The following is a 25,197-nucleotide window of genomic DNA, read 5'->3' as shown; positions in this document are numbered from 1 at the left end:
CGGGCAATGAGGTCGATCATCATGCGCCTGTTCATGCTCGCCGCCGCTCTGCTGGCGCTGCCCGCTCCCGCCTCGGCGCTGTGCCGCTGCACGTGCATCCGGGGCGAGATGAAGGCGATCTGCCAGGAGACCGACCTCACGGTCCCGATTTGCCAGGGTCTCTGCGAGACCACGATCCGGCAGGACCGGGTCGTCATCCCGCTGGCCGGCGGCCGGCAGGCCTTCGAGCCGGCCCAGTCGACCAACCCCGCGCCGGGCGGCCTCGTGTCCCCTGATCTCAGCCTGGACACCAACCCGAACGGCACCCAGCTCGGAACGCCGAGCCAGCTTTCCGGGAGCGTCGGGTCGAGCCTGTCCTCCGGCAGCGGGCGCTGAGTCACGAAAAAGCCCCGCGCGGCGGGTGCCGGCGGGGCTGAAGGTTGAGGACGCCCGGTGCGTTACGCCGAGCGACTGCGCCTAGAGTAGCATCTTCCTGCGCGATGGGAAGCTCTCGCGAAGAGAAACCAAGACTATTTTTGCCGACTGCTCTCGAAGCAACGACAAATTCCCCGCTCGGCCAGGCCGGGCGGGGTCGATCGCAGCGGATGCGCGGCGAGAGACCGCGCGGATCCTCGGTCCGGGACCTGTCCGACTTAGGACTGGGTCTTCAGATAGGCGATGAGGTCGTTGATCTTCTTGTCGTCCGCGATGCCCTGGAAGATCATCTTGTTGCCGGGCACCTTCGTCTTCGGGTTCTTCAGCCACTCGTGCAGGTTGGCCTCGTCCCAGGTGATGCCGGAGTTCTTGAGGGCGGCGGAGTAGTTGTAGCCCTCGTAGGTGCCCGCCTTGCGGCCGACGACGCCCTTCAGGTCGGGACCCACGCCGTTCTTCTGGAAGTTGTGGCACGCCTTGCAGGGGGCGAACGCCTTCTCGCCGGCCGCGGCGTCGCCGGCGTCCTGGGCCTGCGCGGCGAGAGGCATGACAACGGCGAGAACTGCGCCGATTGCGAGCATACGCATGTATAAACCCCAATCCAGAAGATAAGCTTCGCGGTTTTGGCAGAAAAAACGCGCGATGCAAGCGAAAAAATCTGAGCCTGAGCGCAGATTATATTGTGCCCTGTCTCACATCATCTCGAGATTCGTGCCGGCCGCGGTACAGCCCTTCGGGCCCGGTCGCCGCCAGTTGGCGGGCCGCCGCCCGCGCACGGCCCGTTCTGCCCGCAAAGGGATACGGAAGGGGACGGCGAACCTGAGAACTCTTCCAAGTTTGGCATGTCGGAATGTTGACGTGCGCCGAGGCACGATAATCCGCCCCGCGCCAGAAAATCCGTCTCGCCCGGGGAGCCGCGGACGGCTTGCACGAGAAAGGGCCCGCCGCGGCGAGCCCTGCCGAGTCCCTGGACGGGCGTGCGACGCTAGGCGGCGAGCGGCAGCCGGATCGCCGGCGGGCGGGGCTCCGGCACCGTGGCGGTCCGCGCCATCGCGGCGCCGGCAGGCGCAGCTTCATGGGAGATCCGACGGAACGAGATCTGCACTCGGCCCATCATCCCGCGCTGCGCCGCAAGCGCTGACTGCGCCTAATTGGCCCACCGCTTGCGACGATCCGGCATTCCTCCCAGGGATCTACTCAGCCCCGCCGGCACCGCCGCGCGGGGCCTTTTTGTGCGCACAAGCCTTGAGCGCGCACACGTGATTTGGATGCATCAACCGACCGAAAACAACCTATAATCGGCATCCTGGGCTGGACTCCAGGTTCAGTCCATCAGACCATTTATCCATGGCCCTGACCCTCGTTCTCACCGTCGCTGCACCGCTCGGCATCATGGCGGCAGCTGTCCTCTGGTCCAGCCTCGTCGCCCGAGGGATGCATAAGCCTCCAGCGTACCAGGCCGAGAAAGATTTGCGGACTTGGTGAAGTCGTAAGCTCGCCCGGTCCGCCGGCGCGGGCTTTCTCATGGCCGACACGTGTTTCGATTCAGTCTAATATTGCCTGAAGCAGAGCTCTATCAGAGCGCCGCCGAACTACGACTTTTTTGTTTTGGATCAGAGAAATTGAAGCATCAAACCTGTGCATGAAAGCGTGATAACCTGATCCTAAGCCTGCCTCAGCCAAATCCCCTCGGAATATATTCGCGCTGACGACGGCTACCGGAACTCTGTTCACTACTATTTCGAGTTCGGCCGCCTTGCCGGCCAATCCCTCATTCAAAGCCCAGCCTTGCACATGTTCCGATGTGACTGCTTCGACGTACCCCTTAAGTTTACCCAAACGTTCGGACTCGCCCAGCTCTGCTGCGCTTGCCTGAGAGGGTATATCTAAAGCGTATTTCAATGAGGTAGGGTATTGGACGCCTATTTTTTTCAGCTCTATTGCAATAATGACTAATTTCGTTATATGTTGTTCTAAAGGTTTCCTCCCACTTAATTTGGCGCAAAGCACTTCTTCGCTAAGCCGATGGGTTAGGGTTAGAACGTATTGAAGGTCAGTGCCTGTAGGTGCACCGCGTATCTCACTAAACCCAATCTCGGAGGATCCGGGTGGAAAAGCGAAATGCGGGGACACGACTCACTCCAGCCTATGCTCAATCAGGCGTGAACAAGGCTGGTTAACAAATGGTATCGACCCTGAATGTTCTTCAGCACAGAAGCGCCGCCTTCTCTTTACGGGCGGATCTGGTAGCGCCCGCCGGCCATACTGCTCTGACTCAAGTTGCGTATCGGCTCGGCTCACACGCTGCTGAGATTAGGCGCTCCCCGCCCCGTGAGCAGATCGGGGCGGGGCCGAGCGGGCAACTGCTTTGTCCAACGCTGCTAATTGATGGCGCCCCTACTTCAGGGTGATCTGAAGGTGCTCTTTCAAGTACCAGCCGAGGCCAACCGTCAGCAGCGTCATTAATCCGCCGAGAACCCACACCGCGCCCCGAACGAAGGTAATCTTGTCGCGCACATCGCTGAGCTTCTTGTTCTGCTCGCCGACATCTGCGATCAGGCGGTCAACCTTCGCATTGAGGTCTCCGATGAGCATCATGACGAAGCGGATATCGGTCATAGGGTACAGCTCAATTGGCTGCCCGCTTTGAGCCGACGGAGGCGGCCCTGAACCCGGATCCTGCCCCGCGCTCATGCCGTCGCCTTTGCGGACAGCCACTCCCATAGATCCTTTCGGTGCCACCCCACCAATTGGTCAGCGGGAACACCATGAAATGTCCAACTTGGCCTTCAGCGCCGACCCTGCGGGCGATCTCTTGCGTCGTCCCACTAGGGACGAACACGGCGAACTGGCCCGGAGCGATCGTGAAATAGTCGCCTGGGAACTCACGCTCCATGGCAGCCGCAAGGGGCAGCGAGTTGGATGGGGCTATGATCGCGAAAAGGGCCATTCGAGTCTCGTAGACGGCCCAAAGATATCGTGTCGGAATGAACTGCGACGAGGCACACGGAGCGTCACGGGCGATGAACCGGGATGGTTCACTACGAAGGTGGCAATCCCGCCTCAGAGAAGCGAGCGCAGGTGCCCATTTCGGGTTGACTTCCCATTAACCCTCTCGCGCTACCGCCCCGGCATGTCCGACCTCCCGCCCGCCGTCGCCTCCTGGCGTGACTAGATCGAGCGCCTGTCCGAGCACGCCTCGCCGTGCCGGTGTCTGACCCCGACGCGGTGGGCGGCGATGCGGGCCAATGCACTGGCCTTCCTCGACTAGCACGGCGCCGAAGCGCACCGGCTGGGCTGGACCGCGGAGCAGCTGTTCGGCGTGCACCCGGAGCACGGCTTCCTGCAGGTCGAGTATGCCGGCGCGCTGATGGTCAACGACAGCAAGGTCGTTGGCGTGGAGGCGGACCGGATCGTGTTCGACCGGTTCAGCGGCTACCGGACGAAGCCGGGTCAGACCTGGGGGCCGCCGGTCTGGGAATACGCCGCTCGGGTCGGCCGAAGCGCCTGACGGGTCTCGGCTTTCCGGGCGCCATCCACACCGCTCCACCACGACTTCGCGCGACATGGCCGCCGCCGGTTGAAGCGCGTCTCCGCCTCAGGCTTGTTCCATGTTCGTTCGCGAACGGAGGGCCGCCAGAATGAGGCGCCTGAGGGATGCAACGCACGGTCGGGTGTACGTCGACTGCGCGACCTGCAAGCGCTCGGGCCGCTACACCGTCGCCAGCCTGATCGACCGCTACGGGGCCGACATCTCGACGCTCGACCTGCTCCGGCACCTGACGGCCTCGTGCCGCTACCAGCGCGCGCCCGGGGCGCCGCCCGCGCGGAAGTACGAGCACCTCTGCCTCGCCGCAATCACGCTGCCGCCGCCAGCCAAAAAAATTCCGCCGGTGCCGCCGGGTGACCCCTACACGGTCGAGATCTGGCGCGAGACCGGCGGCAACGTCGAGCTGCACCTCGCCACCGCCTATCCGCTGACCGTGGCGATCGCGGCCGCCTGCCTGGAGTGGCCGACGCACATGGTCACCGTGCCGGATGAGGCTCGGATCGTGCGGAAGCGGGAGCGGCCGCCGCGATGACAGCGGGCCGGGCTGCGGTGGCAATGAAACGCGCCCGACCCACTGGCCACCAGGCTCGTTTGCGCACGGTCCTAGGCAGCGTGGTTCAACTCACCTGCGAACGGATCTATTTTGTGTCCACCCTGGGTCGAGTCCGTCATTTCTCAGGAGCCAAGCGCCATCGAGTCCAGTTCCGGCGCGTCTCGCTGCTCGCAAAGCCGTCAGCCTCCAGCCGCGTTAGCGCCCGGGCAGCGTGCATGCCGCGCTCCCGCCCGGGGATGCCGGCACGTTCTGCGATCTCGGTAGCGGTCGCCGGCTCGGACGTCAGCGCTGCCAGCACGCGCGGGCGTAGATCCTGACGCGGCCGGGCGCCTTGAGGCGATGGAACCTTCGGCAAGGCGCCGGGCTACAGCGATTCGCCATCCTCTACGAGTCCGCGGCTCGCGGCGAGCGCCACAGGTCGGCATCCGAGAAGTGGAAGTCTCCGACCTGCCAGCGTTCGAGCTCGTCGCCGATCGGCTCGACCACGATGCCGGCGGCCCGCAGCGCGGCGACGGCTTCGAGGACCGGATCGGCCTCATCGCCCATCTTACGCTTGCACCACAGGTGCCGCTTGAGCCTCTGCTGAAAGCGCAGCCAAGACCCGCGGGGCGTGCTGATCGCCGCCGAGACCGCGCTCCAGCTTGCTGATCAATCCCTGCGGGATGCCAAGCTGTCGGGCGAGATCGTCCTGCGACAGTCCCAGTTCGCGACGCCTGTTGCGGATGAGCAGGCCGGCGGGCACAGGCGAAGTGCCGGCTTGGGCAGATCCGCGCACTGCCTACCCCTTCACCGGGTGCGCCAGCAGGATCGCGGTCCGGACCATGTTGCGCTTCCATGCCGGCTTGTCGGTGGTCAGCGCCTCGGCCGCGCGGGTGTTCGTGCGCAGCGTCTCGACGAGATCAAGGGTCCAGCCCTTCGCGAGCGGGTAGGCCTCCGTCGCCAGATCCGCGAGCACGGCGTCGACCGCGGCGTCGATCTCCTGATCGGTGATCTCGGCGGCCTTGCGCAGCTCGGAGACGGTCGGAGCTTCCTTCGCCATCACGAACCGTCTGCTGGTGGGGTAGATGGTGGGGCGGAGGCGCTCGCCTCAGAAATTCTTCAGTTATTTCAATGCAAGTTGGCGGAGGGAGCGGGATTCGAACCCGCGATACCGTTTCCGGTATACACACTTTCCAGGCGTGCGCCTTCAACCACTCGGCCACCCCTCCGTCCGCGAACCGGGCACCCGAGCGCGCACGCCGCGCGCCGGGCGCGGCCAGGGCCGCGCGGTGCCGTGCTGTTAGCCGGGTGCGCCGTCCTGCGCAAGGCGCAGACGGCCGGGCGATGCGAAAACCGCCCGGCCGCGTTTCTCACCCCCTCGCCTTACCCCTCCGCCTCGTCGAGGTGGAAGCGGACATGCTCCACGTTCGCCCGCTCGAAGGCCTGCATCACGTGCTGGTAGGAGCGCTCCATGGCGTTGTCCTCGACGCCCGGGCTATCCTCGGGCTTCAGCACGAACATCAGGAGCGAGCGCCCGGTCACGTCGTAGCCGGAGCCGAACTTGAAGCTCTCCACGTCCTGGCTGTCGGGCAGGTTGGTGTCGAGGAGCCGCGTCCAGGCCACACCGCCGACCGATTCCGGCAGCGTGAACGTCACGAGGTCGTGGTAGGCGTTGAACATGATCAGCAGCGTCGCGTCGCCGCCGCGGCGGTGCAGGCCGGTGGCCTGGGCGCGCCCGTCGAGCTGGACCGCGAAGGCTCGGGCCTCGCCGTCCGACCAGTTCTCGCCGGCCATCTCGCTGCCGTCCGGCCGCAGCCACGTCACGTCCTTGACGCCGAACTCCTCGTCGTACTGGCCGGTGAGGAACCGCCCGCGGCTCAGGATCGGCAGGGCGTTGCGCAGGATGATCAGGCGCTGGGTGAACTCGGCGAGATCCCGCTCCTCGTCGCCGATCGCTCCCCAGTCGAGCCACGAGACCTCGTTGTCCTGGCAGTAGGCGTTGTTGTTGCCCTTCTGGGTCCGAGCGAACTCGTCGCCGGCGAGCAGCATCGGCGTGCCGCGGGACAGGAACAGGGTCGCCAGCATGTTGCGCATCTGGCGCAGGCGCACCGCCCGGATCTCGGGATCGTCCGTCGGGCCCTCCACTCCGTAATTGTACGAGAGGTTGTGCGAGTGGCCGTCGCGGTTGCCCTCGCCGTTCGCCTCGTTGTGCTTGTCGTTGTACGAGACCGTGTCGTGCAGGGTGAAGCCGTCGTGGGCGGTGAGGAAGTTCACCGAGGCCCAAGGCTTGCGCCCGCGCTTGTTGAACTTGTCGGCCGAGCCCGAGACCCGAGCCGCCAGGTCCGGCAGCAGGCCGCCGTCGCCCTTCCAGTAGGCGCGGACGTCGTCGCGGAACCGGTCGTTCCACTCGGCCCAGCCGGGCGGGAAGCCGCCGACCTGGTAGCCGCCCGGGCCGCAATCCCACGGCTCGGCGATCAGCTTGACGTTGTTGAGCACCGGGTCCTGCCGGCAGGTGTCGAGGAAGCCGCCGCCCTCGTCGAAGCCGTAGGGCTCGCGGCCGAGGATCGTCGCGAGGTCGAAGCGAAAACCGTCGACCTGCATCTCCTGCGCCCAGTAGCGCAGGGAGTCGGTGACGAGTTGCAGCACCCTCGGGTGCGACAGGTTGAATGTGTTCCCGGTGCCGGTGTCGTTGATGTAGTAGCGCGGCTCGTTCGGCAGCAGCCGGTAGTAGGAGGCGTTGTCGACGCCCTTGAACGACAGGGTCGGGCCCTTCTCATTGCCCTCGGCGGTGTGGTTGTAGACCACGTCGAGGATCACCTCGAGGCCGGCGCCGTGGAAGCGCGAGACCATCTCCTTGAACTCGGAGAAGGCGAAATCCGGCACCGCGGCGTAACGCCGTGCGGGGGTGAAGAACGAGATCGTGTTGTAGCCCCAGTAATTCACCAGGTCCTTCTGCTGCAGGTAATCGTCCTGCACGAAAGAGTGGACCGGCAGCAGCTCCACCGAGGTGACCCCGAGGCTCTTGATGTAGTCGAGCACGTCCCGGGTGCCGAGGCCGGCATAGGTGCCGCGCAGCTTCTCCGGCACCCGCGGGTCGAGCTTGGTCATGCCCTTGACGTGGGCCTCGTAGACGATGGTCTTCTCCCAGGGGATCAGCGGCTTGCGGTGGCGCCCCCAGGTGAAGGCCGGGTCGATGACGCGGGAGCGGCGCGTGTAGGGGGCGCTGTCGCGCTCGTCGAAGGTCAGGTCGTCGCCGGTCTCCATCTGGTAGCCGAACAGGGCCGGGTTCCAGGTGATCGATCCGACGAGCCCCTTGGCGTAGGGGTCGATCAGCAGCTTGTTGGGGTTGAACCGGTGCCCGGCCTTCGGCTCGTAGGGGCCGTGGACGCGGTAGCCGTAGATCGTGCCGGGGCGCGCGTCGGGCAGGTAGCCGTGCCAGATCTCGTCCGTGTACTCGGGCAGCTCGATGCGCTCGATCTCCTGCTCACCCTGGTCGTCGAACAGGCAGAGTTCGACCTTGGTGGCGTGAGCCGAGAACAGCGCGAAATTGACCCCGAGCCCGTCCCAGGTGGCGCCGAGGGGATAGGGTTGGCCTTCCTGGATGCGCGAGCGGGTCGCGCGGGCCTGCGATGCGGGACGACGGGAATCGGACATGGACACTCCGGAACGCGACCCGCCCGGCCACGTGCCGCTGCGGGGAGCCCCTGGTGAACGTGCCGGAAACAGCGAAGCTCCCGCAGTGCCGCAAAAATCGCGGGGCGTGACGACCGCGCCTCCCTCAGTTCGAGGCCGCTTCCGTGAAGCTCCGGTCCACGGCCCGGCCGACGTCGAGCGTCTTCGACAGGATGCCGTACCGCGTCGCCCGGTCCGAGGCGTCCTGGACCTCCTTCACGACGCCCTCGTCGAGCGCGATCGGGCGCGTCCGCTGCGCCGTGTAGGCCGCGCGCAGGACGTCCTCCGGCATCTTGGTCAGCGCGGCCGTGTTCCGGGCGTAGGCGTCGAGATGGTCCAGCGACCAGAGTCGCGCCCGGTTCAGGCGGCTCAGGAAGTCCTGCAGCGCCGCCCGCTTGGTGGCGATGGCGCTGTCCGATGCGACGATGAAGGTGATGGTCGGCGTGAGGCCCGCGCCGTCCGCGATCGGCCGGGCCTTGTCCTTGAGCGTCGCGAACGCGACGTAGGGCTCCCAGACCGCCCAGGCATCCACCGAGCCGGCCATCAGCGCGACCTTCGCGTCGACCGGGTTGAGTGGCGCGAAGGTGGCCTCGGACGGCGCGATCCCGGCCTTCTCCAGCGTCGCGCTGATCAGGAACTGGCCCCAGCCGCCGCGGGTGCCGGCGAGCCGCTTCCCCCTCAGATCCGCGGCCGAGCGGATCGGAGACTCCGCGCGGACCAGGATCGCCTGCGTCCGGGGATCGGACTTGGTGCCGCCGATCGCCTTGATCGGTGCCCCGGCCGCGACGACCGTGAGGAAGGAGAGGTCGCCGGTGTAGCCGACATCGAGGGCGCCGGCGTTGAGCGCCTCCAGGATCGGCGCGGCGGCGGGGAATTCCGACCACGCGATCCGGTAGGGCAGATCCTTCGCGTAGCCGGCGATCTCGAGGAGCGACCGGTTCCCGCCCTTCTGGTCGCCGACCCGCAGGACGACCTCGTCCGCGCGGGCGGCCACCGGACCCAGCGTCACGGTGGCCAGGGTCATCGTGGCCAGCATCAGTGCGGTCGCGAGCCGCGCCCCGGCGAGCCGGCGGCCACCGGGCCGCAAGTGAGATCGGATGAACATGGGGCCTACCGGGATACGCTGCCCGCTTCGTGCGGGGCTGTTCGGTGGAAGGCCGAGTTTATGCTTGATAAAAGGGCGGTCAATGAAACGGAAATCTGTATTGCCCGCGGTCGGGAAACGAGACAACATCCGGCCGACCTCCGCGGGGAGACGAATGTTTTTCCCCGCGCGCCGTGCCGATCAGCGGGCGGGCGGGAACGCATCCGCCAGGTAGGCCCGCACGAAGCCCGGCATCCGCGCGGGATCGATGTCGTCGCGGCCCCGCACCACGTGCATCCCGGCGAGTTCCGGCTCCGCCTCGGCGCCGAGATGGTCGGCGATGCGCGCCACGAGCTGCGCGGCCGGCTCGGGGAAGCGCACCGGCCGGAGGAAGGCGAGCTGGCCCTCCCCCTCCAGCAGAACCCATTCCGTTTCGGCCTCGTCCGGCAGCGCGAGGCCGGTCTCCTCGGCGAGTTCCCGGGCGGCGCTGCCGGTGAGATCGACCCGCGCGCCGCGCACGTCGTCCGGATCCGGGGTGCCGCAGGGGAAGTAGAGCTGGCCGGCATTGGCCGTGTGGGGGCCCATCTCGCCGAGCAGGACGGCACCGTCCGCCGTCCAGGGCACGATCGCCGCGAAGGCGTTGGCGATGCGGGCCTCTACGTGGGGCCTGTCCCGGTAGTAGGTGAAGGTCGCGTAGCGCGTCGCGAACAGGTCGAGGCGGGCGACCCCGTCGGCGACGGCGTGGTCGCAGCACAGCAGGACGGTGCCGTCGAACATGCCGGGGCTGCGGCGCAGCCGGGCCTGCCAGTGGGCCGCGATGGCGGCCGCGTGGGCCTGAGGAAAGGCCCAGTCGTGCTCCACGAACCGCGCCGCCACGTCCGCGACGCGGGTGATTCGGAAACCGTCGGAGACGCCGTCAGAGTGGCCGTCAGACATGCAGGGTGCCGTCCGACAGGATCACGGCGGCGCCGCCGATCTCGACGCCCTGCAGGGCGCCGGCCGCGATCGTGAGCTGGAGCGCGATGTCGCTCGGCCGACCCATCGCCTCGCCCTGGCGGATCGCCACGTCGTGAGTGCCGTCGCCCAGCGCCTCGAACTGCATCAGCACCCCCGCGAAGGCGGAGGCCGCCGAGCCGGTAGCGGGATCCTCCGGGACGCCGACATTCGGTGCGAACATGCGGACGCGCCAGCGCGGGCCGGTGCCCTCGGGATCCGGGGTGTAGAGGTAGAGCCCGTCGGCCGGATCGGGCGCCTGGGCCGTCCGGGCGGCGTCGAGGGCGGCCACCGACGCGACCGGCACGCAGGTGAAGGTCGGCCCCACGCCGTGGCGGCTCGGCGCGTGCCGGCCGGTGCCGATGTCCCCGGGCTCGAGGCCCAGCAGCGGCGCCAGCACCGCGGGCTCCGGCCCCGGACCGAGGTAGTCCGGCAGGACCGGGAGCCGGAACCGGGCCCGGCCGCCGGTCCCGTCCGCCAGGGTCTCGACCACGCAGGGGACGATGCCGATCCCCTCCTCCAGGCCGAAGGCGCGGGCGTCGCCCCGGGTCGGGTCCTGCAGCGCCAGCAGCACGGCGGTGCCCACCGTCGGGTGACCGGCGAAGGGAAGCTCCCGGGCGGGGGTGAAGATGCGCAGCGCCGCCCGGTGCCGGGCCTCCGTGGGCGGGAGGACGAAGACCGTCTCCGACAGGTTGAACTCCCGCGCGATGGCCTGCATGGCGGCGGTGTCGAGCCCCTCCGCGTCGAGCACCACGGCGAGGGGATTGCCGGCGAGCCTCCGCTCGGTGAACACGTCGAGGGTGACGAAGCGGCGCGCCATCGTGTCGATCCTTGCTGCTCTCTGCGGACTTGGACGGAGCGGTTTGCCGGGGGCGCCTCAGACCGCCTCGACCGGAAACCGCGCGCTCGGGTTCACGTACTCCTCCTGCGCGGCGACCGTCAGGATCTCCCGCGATCCCGCCTCGGCGGTGCGCTTGAGCAGCCCGTAGATCGAGGCCGCCGCGGCGCCCAGCGCCGCCTCGGCCGAGCCGGTCCGGGCGTAGTGCACCAGGAACAGCGCCGCGATGCAGTCGCCGGCCCCGTTCACCGCGATGGCGAGCCGCGGCGTCCGAACCCGGAACACCCGCCCCTCCGCGCCCGCGAGCAGGTCGATGCTGTCGGCGGGCGTGTCGGCGCAGAGCGCCGAGGTGACCAGGACCACCCGCGGCCCGCGCGCCCGGAGCGCCGCGATCGCGGCCCCGGCCTCCGCCAGGGTGCCGCTCGGCAGGCCGGTGAGCAGGCCGAGCTCGAACTGGTTGGGGGTGAGGATGTCGGCGGCCGGGACCGCGCGCTCGCGCAGGAACGCCTCGATGCCGGGGCGCACGTAGACGCCCTCCTCGACGTCGCCGATCACCGGGTCGCAGCAGTAGAGCGCCCGCGGGTTCGCCGCCCGCACGGCGTCCACCGCCTCCAGGATCGCGGCGCCGATCTCGGCCGAGCCCATGTAGCCCGACAGGACCGCGTCGCAGCGGCCCAGGACGCCGCGCTCGCCGATGCCGCGCACCACCTCGCGGATCATCGCCGCGTCGAAGACGGGGCCGCGCCACGCGCCGTAGCCGGTGTGGTTGGAGAACTGCACCGTGTGGACCGGCCAGACCTCGACTCCGAGCCGCTGCATCGGGAACACCGCGGAGGCGTTGCCGACATGGCCGTAGGCGACGTGGGACTGGATCGACAGGACGTTCAACGCGGGACTCGCTCGTTGTCCCGCTACGGTTAGCCGGTTCCCGCGCCGACCGCACCCCTGTCCCTTGCCGCCCTCCCCCGTGCGCCTCAGATGGGACCGACCCTCCTCACATCCCCAGAGCCCCCTTCGGAGCCCCATGGACATCGAAGCCCTGCGCACCTCGACCCTCGCCTTCGTGGAGGCGCACAAGGCCTGGACGCCGGTCATAGCGGGCGGCCTCGCCTTCTGCGAATCGATCGCGATCCTGTCGCTGTTCGTCCCGGCGACCGTGATCCTGGTCGGCATCGGGGCCCTCGTGGGTGGCGCCGATATCCCGTTCTGGCCAGTGGTGATCGCCGCCGCGGTCGGGGCCGCCCTCGGCGACTGGATCTCGTACGAGGCCGGGCGCTGGCTCGGGCCGGGGGCAAAGACCAAGTGGCCCCTGCGGCGCTATCCCGAGCTGATGGCCAAGGCCGAGGCCTTCATCGGTCGGTGGGGCATCGCCGCGGTGGCCCTGGGGCGCTTCTTCGGGCCGGCCCGCGCCCTGGTCCCGCTCTTCGCCGGGATCCTCGGCCTGTCGCGGCTGCCGTTTCAGCTGGCCAACGTCGCCTCCGCCCTGATCTGGGCCTTCGTGCTGCTGGCCCCCGGGGCCGGGCTGCTCACGTGGCTCGACCGGTGATGCGGCCCGACCGCTGATGCGCCGCTTCCCGCCCGAGCGGATCGTCTGCCTCACCGAGGAGACGGTCGAGACCCTGTACCTCCTGGGCGCAGAGGAGCGGATCGTCGGCGTCTCGGGCTACGCGGTGCGCCCGCCCCGGGTCCGCCGGGAGAAGCCGCGCGTCTCGGCCTTCACCAGCGCGGACATCCCGAAGATCCTGGCGCTGGCGCCGGACCTCGTCCTGGCCTTCTCGGACCTCCAGGCCGGCATCGTCGCCGACCTCGCCCGCGCGGGCGTGGCGGTCCACCTGTTCAACCAGCGCGACGTGGCGGGCTGCCTCGCGATGGTGCGCACGCTCGGCGCCCTCGTGGGTCTGCCGGAGAGGGCCGAGACCCTGGCGGCGGGCCTCGAGGCGCGGCTGGCCGCGGCCGCCGCCGCGGTCCGGGACCGGCCGCCCCCGCGCGTCTACTTCGAGGAGTGGGACGCGCCGATGATCTCCGGCATCGGCTGGGTCTCGGACCTGATCGGCCTCGCCGGCGGCAGGGACGTCTTCCCGGAGCTGAGCCGCCAGCCGGCCGCGAAGGACCGGATCGTCACCGCCGAGCAGGTGATCGCGGCCGCGCCCGACGTGATCCTCGCCTCGTGGTGCGGGAAGCGGGTCAATGTCGAGCGCATCCGGTCCCGGCCCGGCTGGGCGGCGATCCCGGCGGTCCGCGACGGGCGCGTCCACGAGATCAAGTCGCCGCTGATCCTGCAGCCCGGCCCGGCCGCCCTTACCGACGGGTACGACGCGATCCGGGCCTGCCTCGGGTGATCGTCCCGGGGTGATGCGTGGGGCGATGCCGCGCCGCAGGTGACGGACCGGGCGCGACTTGGCAGGATGTCCCGATTCGGTACAGACGCACCCGCAGACGCATCCCCCGAGCTCGATGTCCGCTTCCCTCGGCCTTCCCGATTCCGCGCCCCCGGCCGTCGAGGGGCTGCTGCCGCCCGACCGGCGGCAATCGCCCATGGCCCTGCGCATCCAGCGCGGCGTGCGCCGGCTGTTCTCCGAGATGGGCTGCGTCACCCTGCCGGAATTCTCCCTCGTCAACGGACGCCGCGCCGACGTGATCGCGCTCTGCGGCGCCGGCAAGCTCACCATCGTGGAGATCAAGTCGAGCGTGGCCGATTTCCGCGCCGACCGGAAATGGCCGGATTACCGCGATTTCTGCGACCGGTTCTTCTTCGCCATCCCCGAGGACGTGCCCGAGGCGCTGATCCCGGAGGAGTGCGGTCTGATCGTCGCCGACGCCTACGGGGCCGGGATCCTGCGCGAGCCGCCGGAGCACCCGCTGAGCGGCGCCCGCCGCAAGGCCGTGACGCTGCGCTTCGCCCACAGCGCCGCGCGCATCCTGCACGCGCTGGCCGATCCGGGCGCAGTGCGGGAAGGGGCGCTGTAGGTCGCTGACCGTACCGGGACCCTCGGCGGACCCACGGCCGACGCGGTATTCATCCGACCGGGAAACGTCCTAGAACGGCCGCGCTTGCCGGAACTCCGGCGCCGGGCCCGATCCACCGATGACATCCGTCGCCCTGTTCGAGCTGATCCTCGGCCTCCTCGGGGCGGCCCTGCTGCTGTCGCTGGCGGCCGGGCGTCTCGGCTTCCCGCCGGCCGCCGCCCTCGTCGTCGGCGGCATGGCGCTGGCGGTGGTGCCGGGCCTGCCGGCCTTCGATCTCGACCCGGACCTGATCATGGTCCTGTTCCTGCCGCCGCTCCTGCTCGAATCCGCCTACTTCACCGTCTGGCGCGACTTCCGGGCGAGCCTCGGCCCGATCCTGTCCCTGTCCCTCGGCGCGGTCCTGTTCACGACCCTCGTGGTCGGGCTCGTCGCCCACGCGGTGGTGCCGTCCCTGCCCTGGGCCGCCTGCTTCGCCCTCGGCGCCATCGTCTCGCCGCCGGACGCGGTGGCCGCCAAGGCGGTGCTGGCCCGCGTCGCCCTGCCCCGCCGGATGATCACGGTCCTGGAAGGCGAGAGCCTCGTGAACGACGCCTCGGGCCTCGTGCTCTACCGCTTCGCGGTGGCGGCGGCGCTCACCGGCACCTTCAGCGCCTGGGCGGCGGCCGGCAGCTTCGCGTGGCTCGCGGTGGCGGGTGTCGCGGTCGGGATCGCGTGCGGGGTGGCGGTGACCCTGGTGATGCGGCGGATGCACGACGCGAACGCCATCACGGTGCTGAGCTTCCTCGCCGCCTACGTCGCCTACCTCGCGGCCGAGGAGATCCACGCCTCCGGCGTCCTGGCCGTGGTCGCCTGCGGCCTGATGATGGGCGGCCGGGAGCACGAGACCTTCGACGCGCATGCCCGCCGCCATTCCGTGGCGGTGTGGGAATTCGTGGTCTTCGTGCTGGAGGCCCTCGTCTTCGTGCTGATCGGCTTGGCGCTCCGGGGCGTGCTCGCCCGGACCGGCGGCCAGATGGGCGCGCTCGCGGCGGAGCTGCCGCTGGCGCTCGCCGTCACGGCGACCTGCGTCGTCGCCCGCCTGCTCTGGGTGTTCCCGGCCGTCTACCTGCGGCGGCTCCTGTCGCCGCGGGTCCGCGCGCAGGAGCCCGCCCCGAACCCGGCCGTGCCGCTGATCGTCGGGTGGGCCGGCATGCGCGGGGTCGTGACCCTGGCGGCCGCCCTGGCGCTGCCGGTGGATTTCCCCGGCCGCGACGCGATCCTGGTCGCGGCCTTCGCGGTGATCCTGTTCACCGTGCTCGTGCAGGGCACGACCCTGGGGCCGCTGATCCGCAGCCTCCGCCTCGACCCCGTGGCGCACCTCCCCGAGGGCCACCTCGACGCGCCGATGGCCCGCGTCGTCGTGAACGAGGCCGGGCTCGCCGCCCTGCAGGGCCTGGTGTTCGCCGAGACCGGGGCGCTGAAGCACCCGCGCCTCGTGGAGGAGTACCGCCGCCGGGTGCGGGCGGCCTCGCGGGACCGCGACGAGCGGGCGGCGCTGGAGGCCGAGAAGACCGAGCACTTCGCCGCCGCGCTGCTCGCCGTGCGCTCAGGCCGGTCGGCCCTGATCGACCTGCACCGGCAGAACCGGATCCACAGCTCGGTAATGCGGCAGCTCGAGACGGAGATCGACCTGGAGGAACTCCATCTCAAGCGTCTGGCCGGGACCGCACCGGCCCACGGCTGAGTCGGAGCGCGGGCGTCAGTGGGCCGCGCAGCCGTCCGCCGACTGGCCGTAGCCGCTGTAGACCACCCGGACCTTGCGCAGGCAGCTTCCCTCAGCCTTCGGCGCGGCCGCCACGGGGGCGACCTCCACAGGCTCGACCCGCAGGGTCGCGGCCACCGGCTGGTCTTCGGACGTGGCGAGCGCGCGGGTGGCGCTCATCACGAAGGGCGTGGCGGCCAGCGACGAGATGGCGAGCGCGGCGAAGACGGCGATGTTCTTGCGGCCGAAGCTGGTGCGGGTGCGAGCATTGAACATGACGGGTCGTCCGACGTTTAATATTCGGCAGCGCTGAGGTGCCGAGATCCCCTGTTGCGCTGATAACTTGGCCGTCAGCTCGGCGGTTCCGGTTTATTGCCCAAAAACCGCCACGCTTGCGTGTCCCGGCGCACGTGGGGCGCCGGCGCTGAGAAGATCCTGCGGTACTGCACGAAGCCCGACTTCTCGGCGATCCGGTCGTAGAGCTGCATCGCGTCCGCGTTGGTCTCGTGCGTCAGCCAGTGGACGCGCGAGCAGCCGGCGGCCTGCGCGGCCGCGTAGACGTGCTCGATCAGCCGACGGCCGATCCCGAGCCCGCGCGTGCCGTCCGCCACGAACAGGTCCTGGAGGTAGCAGTAGTCGCCGACCGTCCAGGCCGAGCGGTGGCGGATGTGGTGGACGAGGCCGACCGCCTCGGCGCCGCGCCACGCCAGGGCGCCGTCCACCGGCTCGGCCGGATCGTTGAGGCGCTGCCAGGTCGTGTCCGTGACGGCGTCCGACAGGTCGACCTTGTAGAAGGACTGGTAGCCCCGCCAGAGCGGCAGCCAGGCGTCCCGGTCGCCGGGGCCGATCGGGCGGATCGCGAGGTCAGGATCCATGATTCGCTCCGTGGGTGCGCAGCCAGCGGACCATCATCGGGACCGCGTAGGCAACCCGGGCTGCCCGCGCCGCGTCCCTGCGGTGGACACCCTCCGCCTTGCACCCCTCGCCGCCCGCACCTAAACCGGCCCGCCGGCGGCCCCAGCCGCCGCGCGATCCCGAGCCGCCGAGACCGATGTCCGAGAAAAAATCCTTCCAGGGTCTGATCCTGACGCTTCAGGAATTCTGGGCGGCGCAGGGCTGCGTGATCCTCCAGCCCTACGACATGGAGGTCGGTGCCGGCACGTTCCATCCGGCCACGACCCTGCGGGCGCTCGGTCCGAAGCCCTGGAAGGCGGCCTACGTCCAGCCCTCGCGCCGGCCCAAGGACGGCCGCTACGGCGAGAACCCCAACCGGCTCCAGCACTATTACCAGTTCCAGGTGATCCTGAAGCCGAACCCGCCGAACTTGCAGGAGCTCTACCTCGCCTCGCTCGCCGCCATCGGCGTCGACCTCAAGCTCCACGACATCCGCTTCGTCGAGGACGACTGGGAGAGCCCGACCCTGGGCGCCTGGGGCCTCGGCTGGGAGTGCTGGTGCGACGGGATGGAGGTCAGCCAGTTCACCTATTTCCAGCAGGTGGCGGGCTTCGAGTGCGCGCCGGTGGCGGGCGAGCTGACCTACGGGCTGGAGCGGCTCGCCATGTACGTCCAGGGCGTCGAGAACGTCTACGACCTGGACTTCAACGGCGCCGAGGGCGCCGACCGGATCACCTACGGGGACGTGTTCCTGCAGGCCGAGCAGGAGTACTCCCGCCACAACTTCGAGGCGGCTGACACCGCGATGCTGTTCCGCCAGTTCACCGACGCGGAGGCCGCCTGCCGATCCTACCTCGCGGCCGGCGCGCCGGACGCGGAGGGCGCGCGCCACCGCATGGCGCAGCCGGCCTACGACCAGTGCATCAAGGCGAGCCACGTGTTCAACCTGCTCGACGCGCGCGGCGTGATCTCGGTGACGGAGCGCCAGAGCTACATCCTCCGCGTGCGCGAACTGGCCAAGGCCTGCGGCGCGGCGTGGCTGAGGACCGCCGCCGGCGGGGCGTGAGGTCGGCGCTGGCGCTCGGCCAGACGGCTGCGGACGACCCAGTCCGGCGTGCCCGGATGCGCCGCCGTCCTTGCGAGCGCAGCGAAGCAATCCAGGGTCGCGCCTCGCTGCCAGACGTCCCGACCCCTGGGTCGCTTCGCTGCGCTCGCGATGACGGAGGGGAGCCCCATCGCGGAGCCCCTTGAGCCCTCGCGCGTTGCAACCCCCGCCAACCGGCGCGCCTCGGCGCGTCCGCAGACGCGGGACATGCCCAATGAAGAAGACGATCCTCGCCCTCAGCCTCCTCGGATTCGGCCTCGCCCCCGCGCTGGCGGCCGATCCCGGGCCTGAGGCCACGGTCAAGAAGCTCTACGCCGAGCCGCACCCGAATCACTCCTCCGTGTACTCGAAGCGCCTGCAGGGCCTGTTCGACGCCGACGCGAAGCAGGCCAACGGCGCCACCGGCAACCTCGATTTCGACTACCGCCTGAACGGCGAGCCCCTGAAGCCCGACACGGTGAAGAACCTGACCTTCAAGGAGGCCACCGAGGGCAAGGACCAGGCGAAGGTCACGGTCGAGCGCAAGGGCGGCAACGGCGCCAACGTCATCGTGTACGACCTCGTGCGCGAGGACGGCGGCTGGAAGGTCTCCGACGCCCACGCGATCGGCGACCGGAAGTGGCAGCTCTCGACCATCCTCAAGGGCGAGTCGCGCTGAGCCCCGCGCGCCGACCCTCGACAGGGGTGCGGCGCGGCGATATGGCCGCCCCATGCCCGACCTCCTGCTCGAACTCCGCTCGGAAGAGATCCCCGCCCGCATGCAGCGGCGCGCGGCGGAGGATCTGAAGAAGCTCGTCACCGACGCCCTCGTGGCGCGCGGCTTCCTGTACGAGGGCGCCCGGGCGTTCTCGACCCCGCGCCGGCTGGCGCTCCACATCGCCGGTCTGCCCGCCCGGGGCGAGGCCGTGCGCGAGGAGCGCCGCGGCCCGCGGGTCGGCGCGCCCGAGGCGGCCGTCCAGGGCTTCCTGAAGGGCGCGGGTCTGACGAGCCTCGATCAGGCCACGACCGTCACCGACCCGAAGAAGGGCGAGTTCTACCTCGCGGTGATCGAGCGGCCCGGCCGCGAGACACTGGACGTCCTAGCCGAGCTCCTGCCCGAGATCGTCAAGAGCTTCCCCTGGCCGAAATCCATGCGCTGGGGCGCGGCCTCGGCCGAGCCGGGCTCGCTGCGCTGGGTGCGCCCCCTGCAGTCGATCGTCGCGACCTTCGGGCCCGAGACCGAGACGCCGGAGGTGGTCCCCGTCTCGGTCGCCGGGATTGCGGCCGGCACCGTGACCTACGGCCACCGCTTCCTCGCCGCCGAGGCGATCGAGGTGCGCCGGTTCGACGACTACATCCAGGCGCTGGAGCGCGCGAAGGTCATCCTCGACGCCGACCGGCGCAAGGACGTGATCCTGCACGACGCCCGCGACCTCGCCTTCGCCCGCGGCCTCGACCTCGTGGAGGACGAGGGCCTGCTGGAGGAGGTGTCGGGCCTCGTGGAATGGCCGGTCGTGCTGATGGGCTCGTTCGACGCGTCGTTCCTCGACATCCCCGCCGAGGCGATCCGCGCGACCATCCGGGCGAACCAGAAGTGCTTCGTTCTGCGCAAGGGCGGCTCGGAGGACCTGGCGCCGGCCTTCATCCTGGTCTCGAACCTCGTCGCCACTGACGGTGGCCAAGCGATCACCGCCGGCAACGAGCGGGTGGTGCGGGCGCGCCTCTCGGACGCGAAGTTCTTCTGGGAGACCGACAAGGCGACCCGCCTGGAGGACCGGCTGCCCAAGCTCGACGCCATCGTCTTCCACGAGAAGCTCGGGACGCAGGGCGAGCGCATCGCCCGAATCGCGGCCCTGGCGAAGGACCTCGCGCCGCTGGTGGGGGCCGACCCGGCGCTCGCCGAGCGCGCCGCGCGCCTCGCCAAGGCCGACCTCGTCACCGAGATGGTCGGCGAGTTCCCCGAGCTTCAGGGGTTGATGGGCCGCAAATACGCGGCGCTCCAGGGCGAGCACGACAGCGTCTGCGCGGCCATCGAGGAGCACTACAAGCCGCTCGGCCCCTCCGACCGGGTGCCGAGCGATCCGGTCTCGATCGCGGTGGCGCTCGCCGACAAGCTCGACACGCTCGCGGGCTTCTGGGCGATCGACGAGAAGCCCACGGGCAGCAAGGACCCGTTCGCCCTGCGCCGAGCGGCGCTGGGCGTGATCCGGCTGATCCTCGACCGCGGCCTGCGCCTGCGGCTGCTGGAGCAGGTCGGCGCTGCGGATCGCGGCCTCGCCGGTCGGGCCGGTGCCGACGCGCGGGATCTACTCGGCTTCCTCGCCGACCGCCTGAAGGTCTATCTCCGCGACCAGGGCGCCCGCCACGACCTGATCGACGCCGTCTTCGCCCTCCCCGGCCAGGACGACCTGCTGATGGTCGTGCGCCGCGTCGAGGCGCTCGGCCAGTTCCTCGACACCGAGGACGGCAAGAACCTGCTCGCGGGCTACAAGCGTGCGGCCAACATCCTGCGGATCGAGGAGAAGAAGGACGGCCGCGCCTACGATTCCGCGCCGGACGCCGCTCTCGCTGCCGCGGGTGAGCCGGCCGAGCGCGCCCTGGCCGAGGCCCTGGCGAAGGCGCGGGAGACCGCCTCGGCGTCCGTCGCCCGCGAGGATTTCGCCGGCGCCATGCAGGCGCTCTCGACGCTGCGCGCGCCGGTCGACGCGTTCTTCCAGGACGTGACCGTCAACGCCCCCGATCCGAAGCTCCGCGAGAACCGCTTGGCTCTGCTCAACGCGCTGCGCGCCGCGACGCGGGAAGTGGCGGAGTTTGCCAAGATCGAGGGGTGAGGCGGAGACCACTGCAGCCCCGTCCTACCATCCTCCCCCTCATCCTGAGGTGCCGGAGCGTCGCGGAGGCCTCGAAGGAGGGCTCAGGGATCGCGGCGGCGTCTGGAGGGCTCCTTCGAGGCTCGCTGCGCTCGCACCTCAGGATGAGGTGGTCTGATGGGAGAGCGGACCCACCGCCCTCACCCGTGATCGTGCCCGGCATGGTCGTCCGGCTCCGGCAGGGTCAGGCCGAAATGGCTCACCAGATCGGCCACCTGCCCGGGGCTCAGCTGCCGCGGGTTGAGGTTGCGCAGCAGCAGGTAGAGCTTGGCGGTCTCTTCCAGCTCCTCGGTGGCGAAGACCGCGCCCTCCAGGCTGTCGCCGGCCACCACTGGGCCGTGATTCGCGAGCAGCACCGAGCTGTACTTTCCCGCGAGGCCCCGGATCGCGTCCGCCACGGCCGGGTCGCCAGGGCGATAGTAGGGCACGAGCGCCGTGCCGCCGGTCCGCATCAGGTAGTAGGGCGTCAGCGGCGGCAGCACCTGCCTGGGGTCGACCTCCGGCAGCATCGACACCGCCACCGCGTGGGTCGAGTGCAGGTGGACGATGGCCTTCGCCTCGTTCCGGCTCTCGTAGAGCGCGCTGTGCAGCGGGATCTCCTTGGTGGGCTTGTCGCCGGAGACCAGCCGCCCCGCATCGTCCAGCCGCGAGATCCGCGCCGGGTCGAGGAACCCGAGCGACGCGTTGGTCGGCGTGACCAGCCAGCCGCCGTCGGGCAGGCGCAGCGAGATGTTGCCGGACGAGCCCGGCGTCAAGCCGCGCTCGAACAGCGAGCGACCGTAGCGGCAGATCTCCTCGCGCAGCCGGCTCTCGTCGCTCATGCGGTCGCTCCCTCGATCAGCTCGAATCCGAGATCGATTTTCCTCGGGCCTGCGCCGGTCAGGCAGGCGGCGGCCTGCCGACCGATCTCCAGGCGCGGCGTGCGCACCGTCGACAGGGGCTGCGGCATCGCCGCCGCGAAGTCGAGCCCGTTGAAGCCGAACAGCGCGATCCGTCCCGGCACCGCCAGCCCCGTCGACAGGCAGGCGAAGTAGCCGCCGAGCGCCATGTCGTCGTTGGAGAAGTAGACCGCGTCGAGATCGGGCACGCGCGCCAGCAGCGCCTCCAGCCCGGCCCGGCCCGAGGCCGGCGAGGACGGTCCCGTCCGGATCTCCTTGCCGTGGAGCGCCAAGCCCGCCTGCCCGAGCGCGGCCTCGAACCCGGCGAGCCGCTTGCCCGCCCGCAGGTCGACCGCGAGATCGTGCCCGAGATAGGCGATCCGCCGGTAGCCGCGCGCCACGAGGTGGCGGGCGCTCGCCGCCCCGACGGCGCGGTTGGAGAAGCCGACCACGGCGTCGATCCCCTCCCCGTCCGTGTCGATCATCTCGACCACGCGCACGCCCCCGGCCCTCGCCAGGGCGACGGTGCCGGGATTGTGCTCCAGCCCGGTGAGCAGCAGCGCCGCCGGTCGCCAGGACAGCAGCGCGGCGGCCAGCGCCTCCTCCCGGTCCGGGTCGTAGTCGCTGACGCCGATCACGCAGGGGATGCCATCGGCGTCGAGGGCGGCGGTGAGGCCGCGCAGCAGGTCGGGGAAGACCACGTTGGCGAGCGACGGGATGACGACCCCCACGAGCCGCGCGCTCGCCCCCTGGCCGGCGAGGCTGCCGGCGAGGCGATTCGGAACGTAGCCGAGACGGGCCACCGCCTCCGCCACCCGTTCGCCGGCGCGTTTGGAGTAGGAGCCGTGGTTGCGCAGGACCCGCGAGACCGTGCTCTCGCCGACCCCGGCCTCACGGGCGACGTCGGTGAGGGTGACGAGCCGCCCCGGCGGCTGGATGTCGTCCATGGCCCCGCTCTCCCGGCGCGGTTTTCTTGCGATGACGTCGCCATTGAGCCGGACGGATCCGGGTAGGCGCGGGTCCCCTCTCCCGTGCGGGAGAGGGCCAGGGTGAGGGGTACGACCGCTCCGGAAGATGCTGGGTCAGCATGCGCGTCGATGACGTGCACCGTCCTGAAGCGTCTGATCCCTCACCCCGACCCTCTCCCGCACGGGAGAGGGGACCCGTCGCGCCCGTCATCGTCATCGCGCCTCACCGACATAGCCGCCTGCATTATCTCGCACAACCGGATTGGCAGCGCTGCCAAAAGGCGATATGGCACCGCCCCAGCGCCGCCCGACGAGCGGTGAAGACCAACGTCCGGCGGCCGTGCGGCCCGGACCAGGGAGTACGCCATGCCGGTTCAAGCCGCCCCGCTGGGGGGCGCCACCGCACCCGCGGACGAGAAGTCCTTCGCCGACCGCACCTACGCCAAGGTGTTCTGGCGCCTCGTGCCGTTCCTGATGCTCTGCTACGTGGTGGCGTATCTCGACCGGGTGAATGTCGGCTTCGCCAAGCTCCAGATGTCTCAGGAACTGAAGTTCTCCGAGACGGTCTACGGCCTGGGCGCCGGCATCTTCTTCCTCGGCTACTTCCTGTTCGAGGTCCCGTCGAACGTGATCCTGCACCGGGTCGGCGCCCGGGTGTGGATCGCCCGGATCATGATCACTTGGGGGGTGATCTCCGGCGCGTTCCTGTTCGTGAACTCCGAGTGGAGCTTCTACGGGATGCGCTTCCTGCTCGGGCTGGCCGAGGCCGGGTTCTACCCGGGGGTGATCCTCTACACGACCTCGTGGTTCCCGGCCCACCGCCGCGCCCGGGTGATCGCCGTGTTCATGGCCGCGATCCCGATCTCCGGCATCTTCGGCAACCCGCTCTCGGGTTGGATCATGGACGCGTTCAACGGCGCCCACGGCCTGTCCGGCTGGCAGTGGATGTTCCTGATCGAGGCGATCCCGGCCGTGCTGATCGGCCTCGCGGTGTTCTTCTACCTCGACAACCGGCCCGCCGAGGCCAAGTGGCTGACGGAGTCCGAGAAGCAGCTCCTCGAACGCGACATTGCCGCCGACAACCAGGGCAAGGAATCGAGCCCGCACTCGATCGCCACCGTGTTCCGCAATGGCCGCGTGTGGTTCATGAGCCTGATCTACTTCGCCTTCGTCACCGGCCAGTACGGCCTGACCTTCTGGATGCCGACGATCGTCAAGGCGTCGGGCGTGCAGGGCAACTTCAACATCGGCCTGATCAGCGCGATCCCGTTCGTCTGCGCGGCGATCGTGATGGTCCTGCTGGGCCGCTCCGCCGACCGGATGCGCGAGCGCCGCTGGCACCTGATCATCCCGGCGCTGATCGGCGCGGTCGCCTTCGTGGTCTCGGCCAACGCCGGCTCGACGACGATCGCCATCGCGGCGCTGTCGGTGGCGGCGGCCGGCGTGCTGACCTGCTCGCCCCTGTTCTGGTCGCTGCCCACGGCGTTCCTCAGCGGCGCGGGCGCGGCGGCCGGCATCGCGCTGATCAACTCGGTGGGGAACCTCGCGGGCTTCGTCAGCCCCTACGTGATCGGCGCGCTGCGCGACGCCACCGGCAGCACCGCTACGGGCCTCTACGCGCTCGCCGCCATGCTGGTGGTCGGCTCGGTCTGCGTGTTCGTCACACCCGCCCGGATGGTCAACCGCTGACCTCTGATCCAGGCGCGACCTGGCCCCTCTCCCGCACGGGAGAGGGAGACCGGCGCTTCGAGCGGCGACGCCGAGGCGCCCTTTCCTAGCTTCAGGAGCCGTCCCCGATGACCAACGCAACACCCCGCGCCGCGGTGATCGGCCTGGGCTCCATGGGCTCCGGGATGGCCGGCTCGCTCCTGCGGGCGGGCTTCGCGGTCTCCGCCTGCGACGTGAACCCGGACGCGGTGGCGCGCTTCGCGACCGCCGGCGGCCGGGCCGCCGCGAACCCCGCCGAGGCGGCGCGGGACGCCGACGTGGTGGTGAGCGTGGTGGTCAATGCCGCCCAGACCGAGGCGGTCCTGTTCGGCGAGGACGGCGCCGCCGCCGCGATGCCGGAGGGCGCGGTGTTCGTCTCCTCCGCCACCATGGACCCGGCCGTCGCCCGGGCGCTGGCGGCGCGGCTGGAGGCCACCGGCCGCCACTACCTCGACGCCCCGATGAGCGGCGGCGCCGCCCGCGCGGCCGAAGGCGGCCTCACCTTCCTGGCCTCGGGCTCGGCGGCGGCCTTCGCGAAGGCGCGGCCCGCCCTCGATGCCATGGCGGGCACGCTCTACGAGCTCGGCGACGCGGCCGGCCAGGGCGCGGCCTTCAAGATGATCAACCAGCTGCTCGCGGGCGTCCACATCGCCGCCGCCTCGGAGGCGATGGCCTTCGCGGCCAAGCAGGGGCTCGACCTCCGGCGCGTCTACGAGGTGATCACCAAGTCGGCCGGCAATTCCTGGATGTTCGAGAACCGGGTGCCGCACATCCTCGACGCCGACTACAGCCCGAAGAGCGCGGTCGACATCTTCGTCAAGGATCTCGGCATCGTGCAGGACATGGCCCGCGCCGAGAAGTACCCGGTGCCCGTGGCGGCGGCGGCCCTGCAGATGTTCCTGATGGCATCGGGCGCCGGCATGGGCCGGGACGACGACGCCTCGGTGGCGCGGCTCTACGCCCGGGTCTCGGGGGCGAAGCTGCCCGAGAAAGCTTGAGGGGACAGAA

Annotated in this window: 26 protein-coding genes, 1 tRNA gene and 1 pseudogene; 12 read left to right on the top strand and 16 right to left on the bottom strand. The window is 70.0% G+C overall.

The features are described from left to right. Positions 1-21 precede the first annotated feature (21 nt). The gene (locus tag ACLBYE_RS02815) at positions 22-375 is read left to right on the top strand and encodes a hypothetical protein (protein WP_331297869.1); all 354 of its coding nucleotides are present in this window, start codon (positions 22-24) and stop codon (positions 373-375) included. 257 nt (positions 376-632) lie between these two features. Here the strand turns inward: ACLBYE_RS02815 and ACLBYE_RS02810 are convergent, their stop codons facing one another. The 3 genes from ACLBYE_RS02810 to ACLBYE_RS02800 form a co-directional block, all read right to left on the bottom strand. Then, the gene (locus ACLBYE_RS02810; protein ID WP_029360307.1) at positions 633-998 is read right to left on the bottom strand and encodes a c-type cytochrome; all 366 of its coding nucleotides are present in this window, start codon (positions 996-998) and stop codon (positions 633-635) included. A 958-nt stretch (positions 999-1,956) separates the two neighbouring features. Beyond that, positions 1,957-2,544, bottom strand: coding sequence for a hypothetical protein (locus ACLBYE_RS02805; protein WP_447692958.1), 588 nt, complete (start codon positions 2,542-2,544; stop codon positions 1,957-1,959). A 264-nt stretch (positions 2,545-2,808) separates the two neighbouring features. Then, positions 2,809-3,129 carry a hypothetical protein gene (locus ACLBYE_RS02800; protein ID WP_447692957.1) on the bottom strand — a complete coding sequence of 107 codons (321 nt, stop codon included), beginning with the start codon at positions 3,127-3,129 and terminating at the stop codon, positions 2,809-2,811. Between the two features lie 604 nt (positions 3,130-3,733). Between ACLBYE_RS02800 and ACLBYE_RS02795 the strand changes: the two genes are divergently transcribed. Both ACLBYE_RS02795 and ACLBYE_RS02790 read left to right on the top strand, forming a co-directional pair. Continuing rightward, the gene (locus ACLBYE_RS02795; protein WP_447692956.1) at positions 3,734-3,922 is read left to right on the top strand and encodes a hypothetical protein; all 189 of its coding nucleotides are present in this window, start codon (positions 3,734-3,736) and stop codon (positions 3,920-3,922) included. Between the two features lie 130 nt (positions 3,923-4,052). Further along, positions 4,053-4,493 carry a hypothetical protein gene (locus ACLBYE_RS02790; protein WP_447692955.1) on the top strand — a complete coding sequence of 147 codons (441 nt, stop codon included), beginning with the start codon at positions 4,053-4,055 and terminating at the stop codon, positions 4,491-4,493. Between the two features lie 405 nt (positions 4,494-4,898). On the opposite strand, the gene ACLBYE_RS02785 is transcribed toward ACLBYE_RS02790, so the two are convergent. From ACLBYE_RS02785 to pdxY, 9 genes are all read right to left on the bottom strand, one after another. Further along, positions 4,899-5,060, bottom strand: coding sequence for a hypothetical protein (locus ACLBYE_RS02785; RefSeq protein ID WP_447692954.1), 162 nt, complete (start codon positions 5,058-5,060; stop codon positions 4,899-4,901). Between the two features lies 1 nt (position 5,061). Then, positions 5,062-5,256, bottom strand: coding sequence for a helix-turn-helix domain-containing protein (locus tag ACLBYE_RS02780; RefSeq protein WP_447692953.1), 195 nt, complete (start codon positions 5,254-5,256; stop codon positions 5,062-5,064). 36 nt (positions 5,257-5,292) lie between these two features. Then, positions 5,293-5,553, bottom strand: a complete 261-nt coding sequence (locus ACLBYE_RS02775; protein WP_447692952.1) for a hypothetical protein — start codon at positions 5,551-5,553, stop codon at positions 5,293-5,295. A 79-nt stretch (positions 5,554-5,632) separates the two neighbouring features. Then, a tRNA-Ser gene (locus ACLBYE_RS02770) sits at positions 5,633-5,722 on the bottom strand. A gap of 154 nt (positions 5,723-5,876) precedes the next feature. Further along, positions 5,877-8,147 (bottom strand): glycogen debranching protein GlgX, encoded by a 2,271-nt coding sequence (gene glgX, locus ACLBYE_RS02765; protein WP_447692951.1) that lies wholly within the window; start codon positions 8,145-8,147, stop codon positions 5,877-5,879. Positions 8,148-8,271: 124 nt separating this feature from the next. After that, positions 8,272-9,270 carry an ABC transporter substrate-binding protein gene (locus tag ACLBYE_RS02760; protein ID WP_447692950.1) on the bottom strand — a complete coding sequence of 333 codons (999 nt, stop codon included), beginning with the start codon at positions 9,268-9,270 and terminating at the stop codon, positions 8,272-8,274. Between the two features lie 180 nt (positions 9,271-9,450). Continuing rightward, positions 9,451-10,185: an NUDIX hydrolase gene (locus ACLBYE_RS02755; RefSeq protein ID WP_447692949.1), complete on the bottom strand. Its 735-nt coding sequence runs from the start codon at positions 10,183-10,185 to the stop codon at positions 9,451-9,453. Further along, on the bottom strand, positions 10,178-11,062 hold the full coding sequence (locus ACLBYE_RS02750) for a PhzF family phenazine biosynthesis protein (RefSeq protein ID WP_447692948.1): 885 nt from the start codon (positions 11,060-11,062) through the stop codon (positions 10,178-10,180). Before ACLBYE_RS02750 ends, ACLBYE_RS02755 begins: the two co-directional genes overlap by 8 nt. Before the next feature lie 57 nt (positions 11,063-11,119). Beyond that, positions 11,120-11,968: a pyridoxal kinase PdxY gene (gene pdxY, locus ACLBYE_RS02745; protein ID WP_020092476.1), complete on the bottom strand. Its 849-nt coding sequence runs from the start codon at positions 11,966-11,968 to the stop codon at positions 11,120-11,122. 136 nt (positions 11,969-12,104) lie between these two features. On the opposite strand from pdxY, the gene ACLBYE_RS02740 reads away from it, so the two are divergent. The 4 genes from ACLBYE_RS02740 (at position 12,105) to ACLBYE_RS02725 (ending at position 15,770) form a co-directional block, all read left to right on the top strand. Continuing rightward, entirely contained in the window at positions 12,105-12,626 is a 522-nt protein-coding gene (locus ACLBYE_RS02740; protein ID WP_447692947.1) for a DedA family protein, read from the top strand. A 16-nt stretch (positions 12,627-12,642) separates the two neighbouring features. Next, positions 12,643-13,419 (top strand): cobalamin-binding protein, encoded by a 777-nt coding sequence (locus ACLBYE_RS02735; RefSeq protein ID WP_447692946.1) that lies wholly within the window; start codon positions 12,643-12,645, stop codon positions 13,417-13,419. A 115-nt stretch (positions 13,420-13,534) separates the two neighbouring features. After that, complete coding sequence (locus tag ACLBYE_RS02730; protein ID WP_447692945.1) at positions 13,535-14,047, top strand: MmcB family DNA repair protein; 513 nt, start codon at positions 13,535-13,537, stop codon at positions 14,045-14,047. Between the two features lie 118 nt (positions 14,048-14,165). Next, positions 14,166-15,770, top strand: coding sequence for a Na+/H+ antiporter (locus tag ACLBYE_RS02725; RefSeq protein WP_447692944.1), 1,605 nt, complete (start codon positions 14,166-14,168; stop codon positions 15,768-15,770). A gap of 15 nt (positions 15,771-15,785) precedes the next feature. Here ACLBYE_RS02725 and ACLBYE_RS02720 read toward each other — a convergent pair whose 3' ends face one another. Beyond that, the gene (locus ACLBYE_RS02720) at positions 15,786-16,064 is read right to left on the bottom strand and encodes a hypothetical protein (RefSeq protein WP_042671541.1); all 279 of its coding nucleotides are present in this window, start codon (positions 16,062-16,064) and stop codon (positions 15,786-15,788) included. A 155-nt stretch (positions 16,065-16,219) separates the two neighbouring features. Further along, a pseudogene (locus tag ACLBYE_RS02715) lies at positions 16,220-16,663 on the bottom strand (N-acetyltransferase family protein); the annotation flags it as partial. A gap of 176 nt (positions 16,664-16,839) precedes the next feature. On the opposite strand from ACLBYE_RS02715, the gene ACLBYE_RS02710 reads away from it, so the two are divergent. The 3 genes from ACLBYE_RS02710 to glyS all read left to right on the top strand — a co-directional run bounded on the left by ACLBYE_RS02710 (position 16,840) and on the right by glyS (position 20,597). Beyond that, positions 16,840-17,748: a glycine--tRNA ligase subunit alpha gene (locus ACLBYE_RS02710; RefSeq protein ID WP_447692943.1), complete on the top strand. Its 909-nt coding sequence runs from the start codon at positions 16,840-16,842 to the stop codon at positions 17,746-17,748. Between the two features lie 253 nt (positions 17,749-18,001). Further along, positions 18,002-18,445: a DUF3828 domain-containing protein gene (locus ACLBYE_RS02705; protein ID WP_042671538.1), complete on the top strand. Its 444-nt coding sequence runs from the start codon at positions 18,002-18,004 to the stop codon at positions 18,443-18,445. A gap of 52 nt (positions 18,446-18,497) precedes the next feature. After that, positions 18,498-20,597 (top strand): glycine--tRNA ligase subunit beta, encoded by a 2,100-nt coding sequence (gene glyS / locus ACLBYE_RS02700; protein WP_447692942.1) that lies wholly within the window; start codon positions 18,498-18,500, stop codon positions 20,595-20,597. 179 nt (positions 20,598-20,776) lie between these two features. Here the strand turns inward: glyS and otnC are convergent, their stop codons facing one another. Beyond that, positions 20,777-21,457 carry a 3-oxo-tetronate 4-phosphate decarboxylase gene (otnC, locus tag ACLBYE_RS02695; RefSeq protein WP_091927287.1) on the bottom strand — a complete coding sequence of 227 codons (681 nt, stop codon included), beginning with the start codon at positions 21,455-21,457 and terminating at the stop codon, positions 20,777-20,779. After that, positions 21,454-22,461 carry a LacI family DNA-binding transcriptional regulator gene (locus tag ACLBYE_RS02690; RefSeq protein WP_447692941.1) on the bottom strand — a complete coding sequence of 336 codons (1,008 nt, stop codon included), beginning with the start codon at positions 22,459-22,461 and terminating at the stop codon, positions 21,454-21,456. Before ACLBYE_RS02690 ends, otnC begins: the two co-directional genes overlap by 4 nt. 387 nt (positions 22,462-22,848) lie before the next feature. On the opposite strand from ACLBYE_RS02690, the gene ACLBYE_RS02685 reads away from it, so the two are divergent. Together ACLBYE_RS02685 and ltnD are read left to right on the top strand one after the other, a co-directional pair. Then, positions 22,849-24,171 (top strand): MFS transporter, encoded by a 1,323-nt coding sequence (locus ACLBYE_RS02685; protein ID WP_447692940.1) that lies wholly within the window; start codon positions 22,849-22,851, stop codon positions 24,169-24,171. Between the two features lie 107 nt (positions 24,172-24,278). Next, positions 24,279-25,187 carry an L-threonate dehydrogenase gene (gene ltnD / locus ACLBYE_RS02680; RefSeq protein ID WP_447692939.1) on the top strand — a complete coding sequence of 303 codons (909 nt, stop codon included), beginning with the start codon at positions 24,279-24,281 and terminating at the stop codon, positions 25,185-25,187. The last annotated feature ends 10 nt before the right edge of the window (positions 25,188-25,197 follow it).

It is taken from the genome of Methylobacterium sp. A52T (genome assembly GCF_053346095.1).
The sequence above is the reverse complement of the archived record's forward strand: the minus strand, read 5'-3'. Positions and strand labels throughout refer to the sequence as shown.

Coding starts and splice junctions, on each gene's coding strand:
- ACLBYE_RS02815 (WP_331297869.1), top strand. CDS start 22: ATGCGCCTGTTCATGCTCGCCGCCGCTCTGCTGGCGCTGCCCGCTCCC.
- ACLBYE_RS02810 (WP_029360307.1), bottom strand. CDS start 998: ATGCGTATGCTCGCAATCGGCGCAGTTCTCGCCGTTGTCATGCCTCTC.
- ACLBYE_RS02790 (WP_447692955.1), top strand. CDS start 4,053: ATGAGGCGCCTGAGGGATGCAACGCACGGTCGGGTGTACGTCGACTGC.
- ACLBYE_RS02785 (WP_447692954.1), bottom strand. CDS start 5,060: ATGGGCGATGAGGCCGATCCGGTCCTCGAAGCCGTCGCCGCGCTGCGG.
- ACLBYE_RS02775 (WP_447692952.1), bottom strand. CDS start 5,553: ATGGCGAAGGAAGCTCCGACCGTCTCCGAGCTGCGCAAGGCCGCCGAG.
- glgX (WP_447692951.1), bottom strand. CDS start 8,147: ATGTCCGATTCCCGTCGTCCCGCATCGCAGGCCCGCGCGACCCGCTCG.
- ACLBYE_RS02760 (WP_447692950.1), bottom strand. CDS start 9,270: ATGTTCATCCGATCTCACTTGCGGCCCGGTGGCCGCCGGCTCGCCGGG.
- ACLBYE_RS02755 (WP_447692949.1), bottom strand. CDS start 10,185: ATGTCTGACGGCCACTCTGACGGCGTCTCCGACGGTTTCCGAATCACC.
- ACLBYE_RS02750 (WP_447692948.1), bottom strand. CDS start 11,062: ATGGCGCGCCGCTTCGTCACCCTCGACGTGTTCACCGAGCGGAGGCTC.
- ACLBYE_RS02740 (WP_447692947.1), top strand. CDS start 12,105: ATGGACATCGAAGCCCTGCGCACCTCGACCCTCGCCTTCGTGGAGGCG.
- ACLBYE_RS02735 (WP_447692946.1), top strand. CDS start 12,643: ATGCGCCGCTTCCCGCCCGAGCGGATCGTCTGCCTCACCGAGGAGACG.
- ACLBYE_RS02730 (WP_447692945.1), top strand. CDS start 13,535: ATGTCCGCTTCCCTCGGCCTTCCCGATTCCGCGCCCCCGGCCGTCGAG.
- ACLBYE_RS02725 (WP_447692944.1), top strand. CDS start 14,166: ATGACATCCGTCGCCCTGTTCGAGCTGATCCTCGGCCTCCTCGGGGCG.
- ACLBYE_RS02720 (WP_042671541.1), bottom strand. CDS start 16,064: ATGTTCAATGCTCGCACCCGCACCAGCTTCGGCCGCAAGAACATCGCC.
- ACLBYE_RS02710 (WP_447692943.1), top strand. CDS start 16,840: ATGTCCGAGAAAAAATCCTTCCAGGGTCTGATCCTGACGCTTCAGGAA.
- ACLBYE_RS02705 (WP_042671538.1), top strand. CDS start 18,002: ATGAAGAAGACGATCCTCGCCCTCAGCCTCCTCGGATTCGGCCTCGCC.
- glyS (WP_447692942.1), top strand. CDS start 18,498: ATGCCCGACCTCCTGCTCGAACTCCGCTCGGAAGAGATCCCCGCCCGC.
- otnC (WP_091927287.1), bottom strand. CDS start 21,457: ATGAGCGACGAGAGCCGGCTGCGCGAGGAGATCTGCCGCTACGGTCGC.
- ACLBYE_RS02690 (WP_447692941.1), bottom strand. CDS start 22,461: ATGGACGACATCCAGCCGCCGGGGCGGCTCGTCACCCTCACCGACGTC.
- ACLBYE_RS02685 (WP_447692940.1), top strand. CDS start 22,849: ATGCCGGTTCAAGCCGCCCCGCTGGGGGGCGCCACCGCACCCGCGGAC.
- ltnD (WP_447692939.1), top strand. CDS start 24,279: ATGACCAACGCAACACCCCGCGCCGCGGTGATCGGCCTGGGCTCCATG.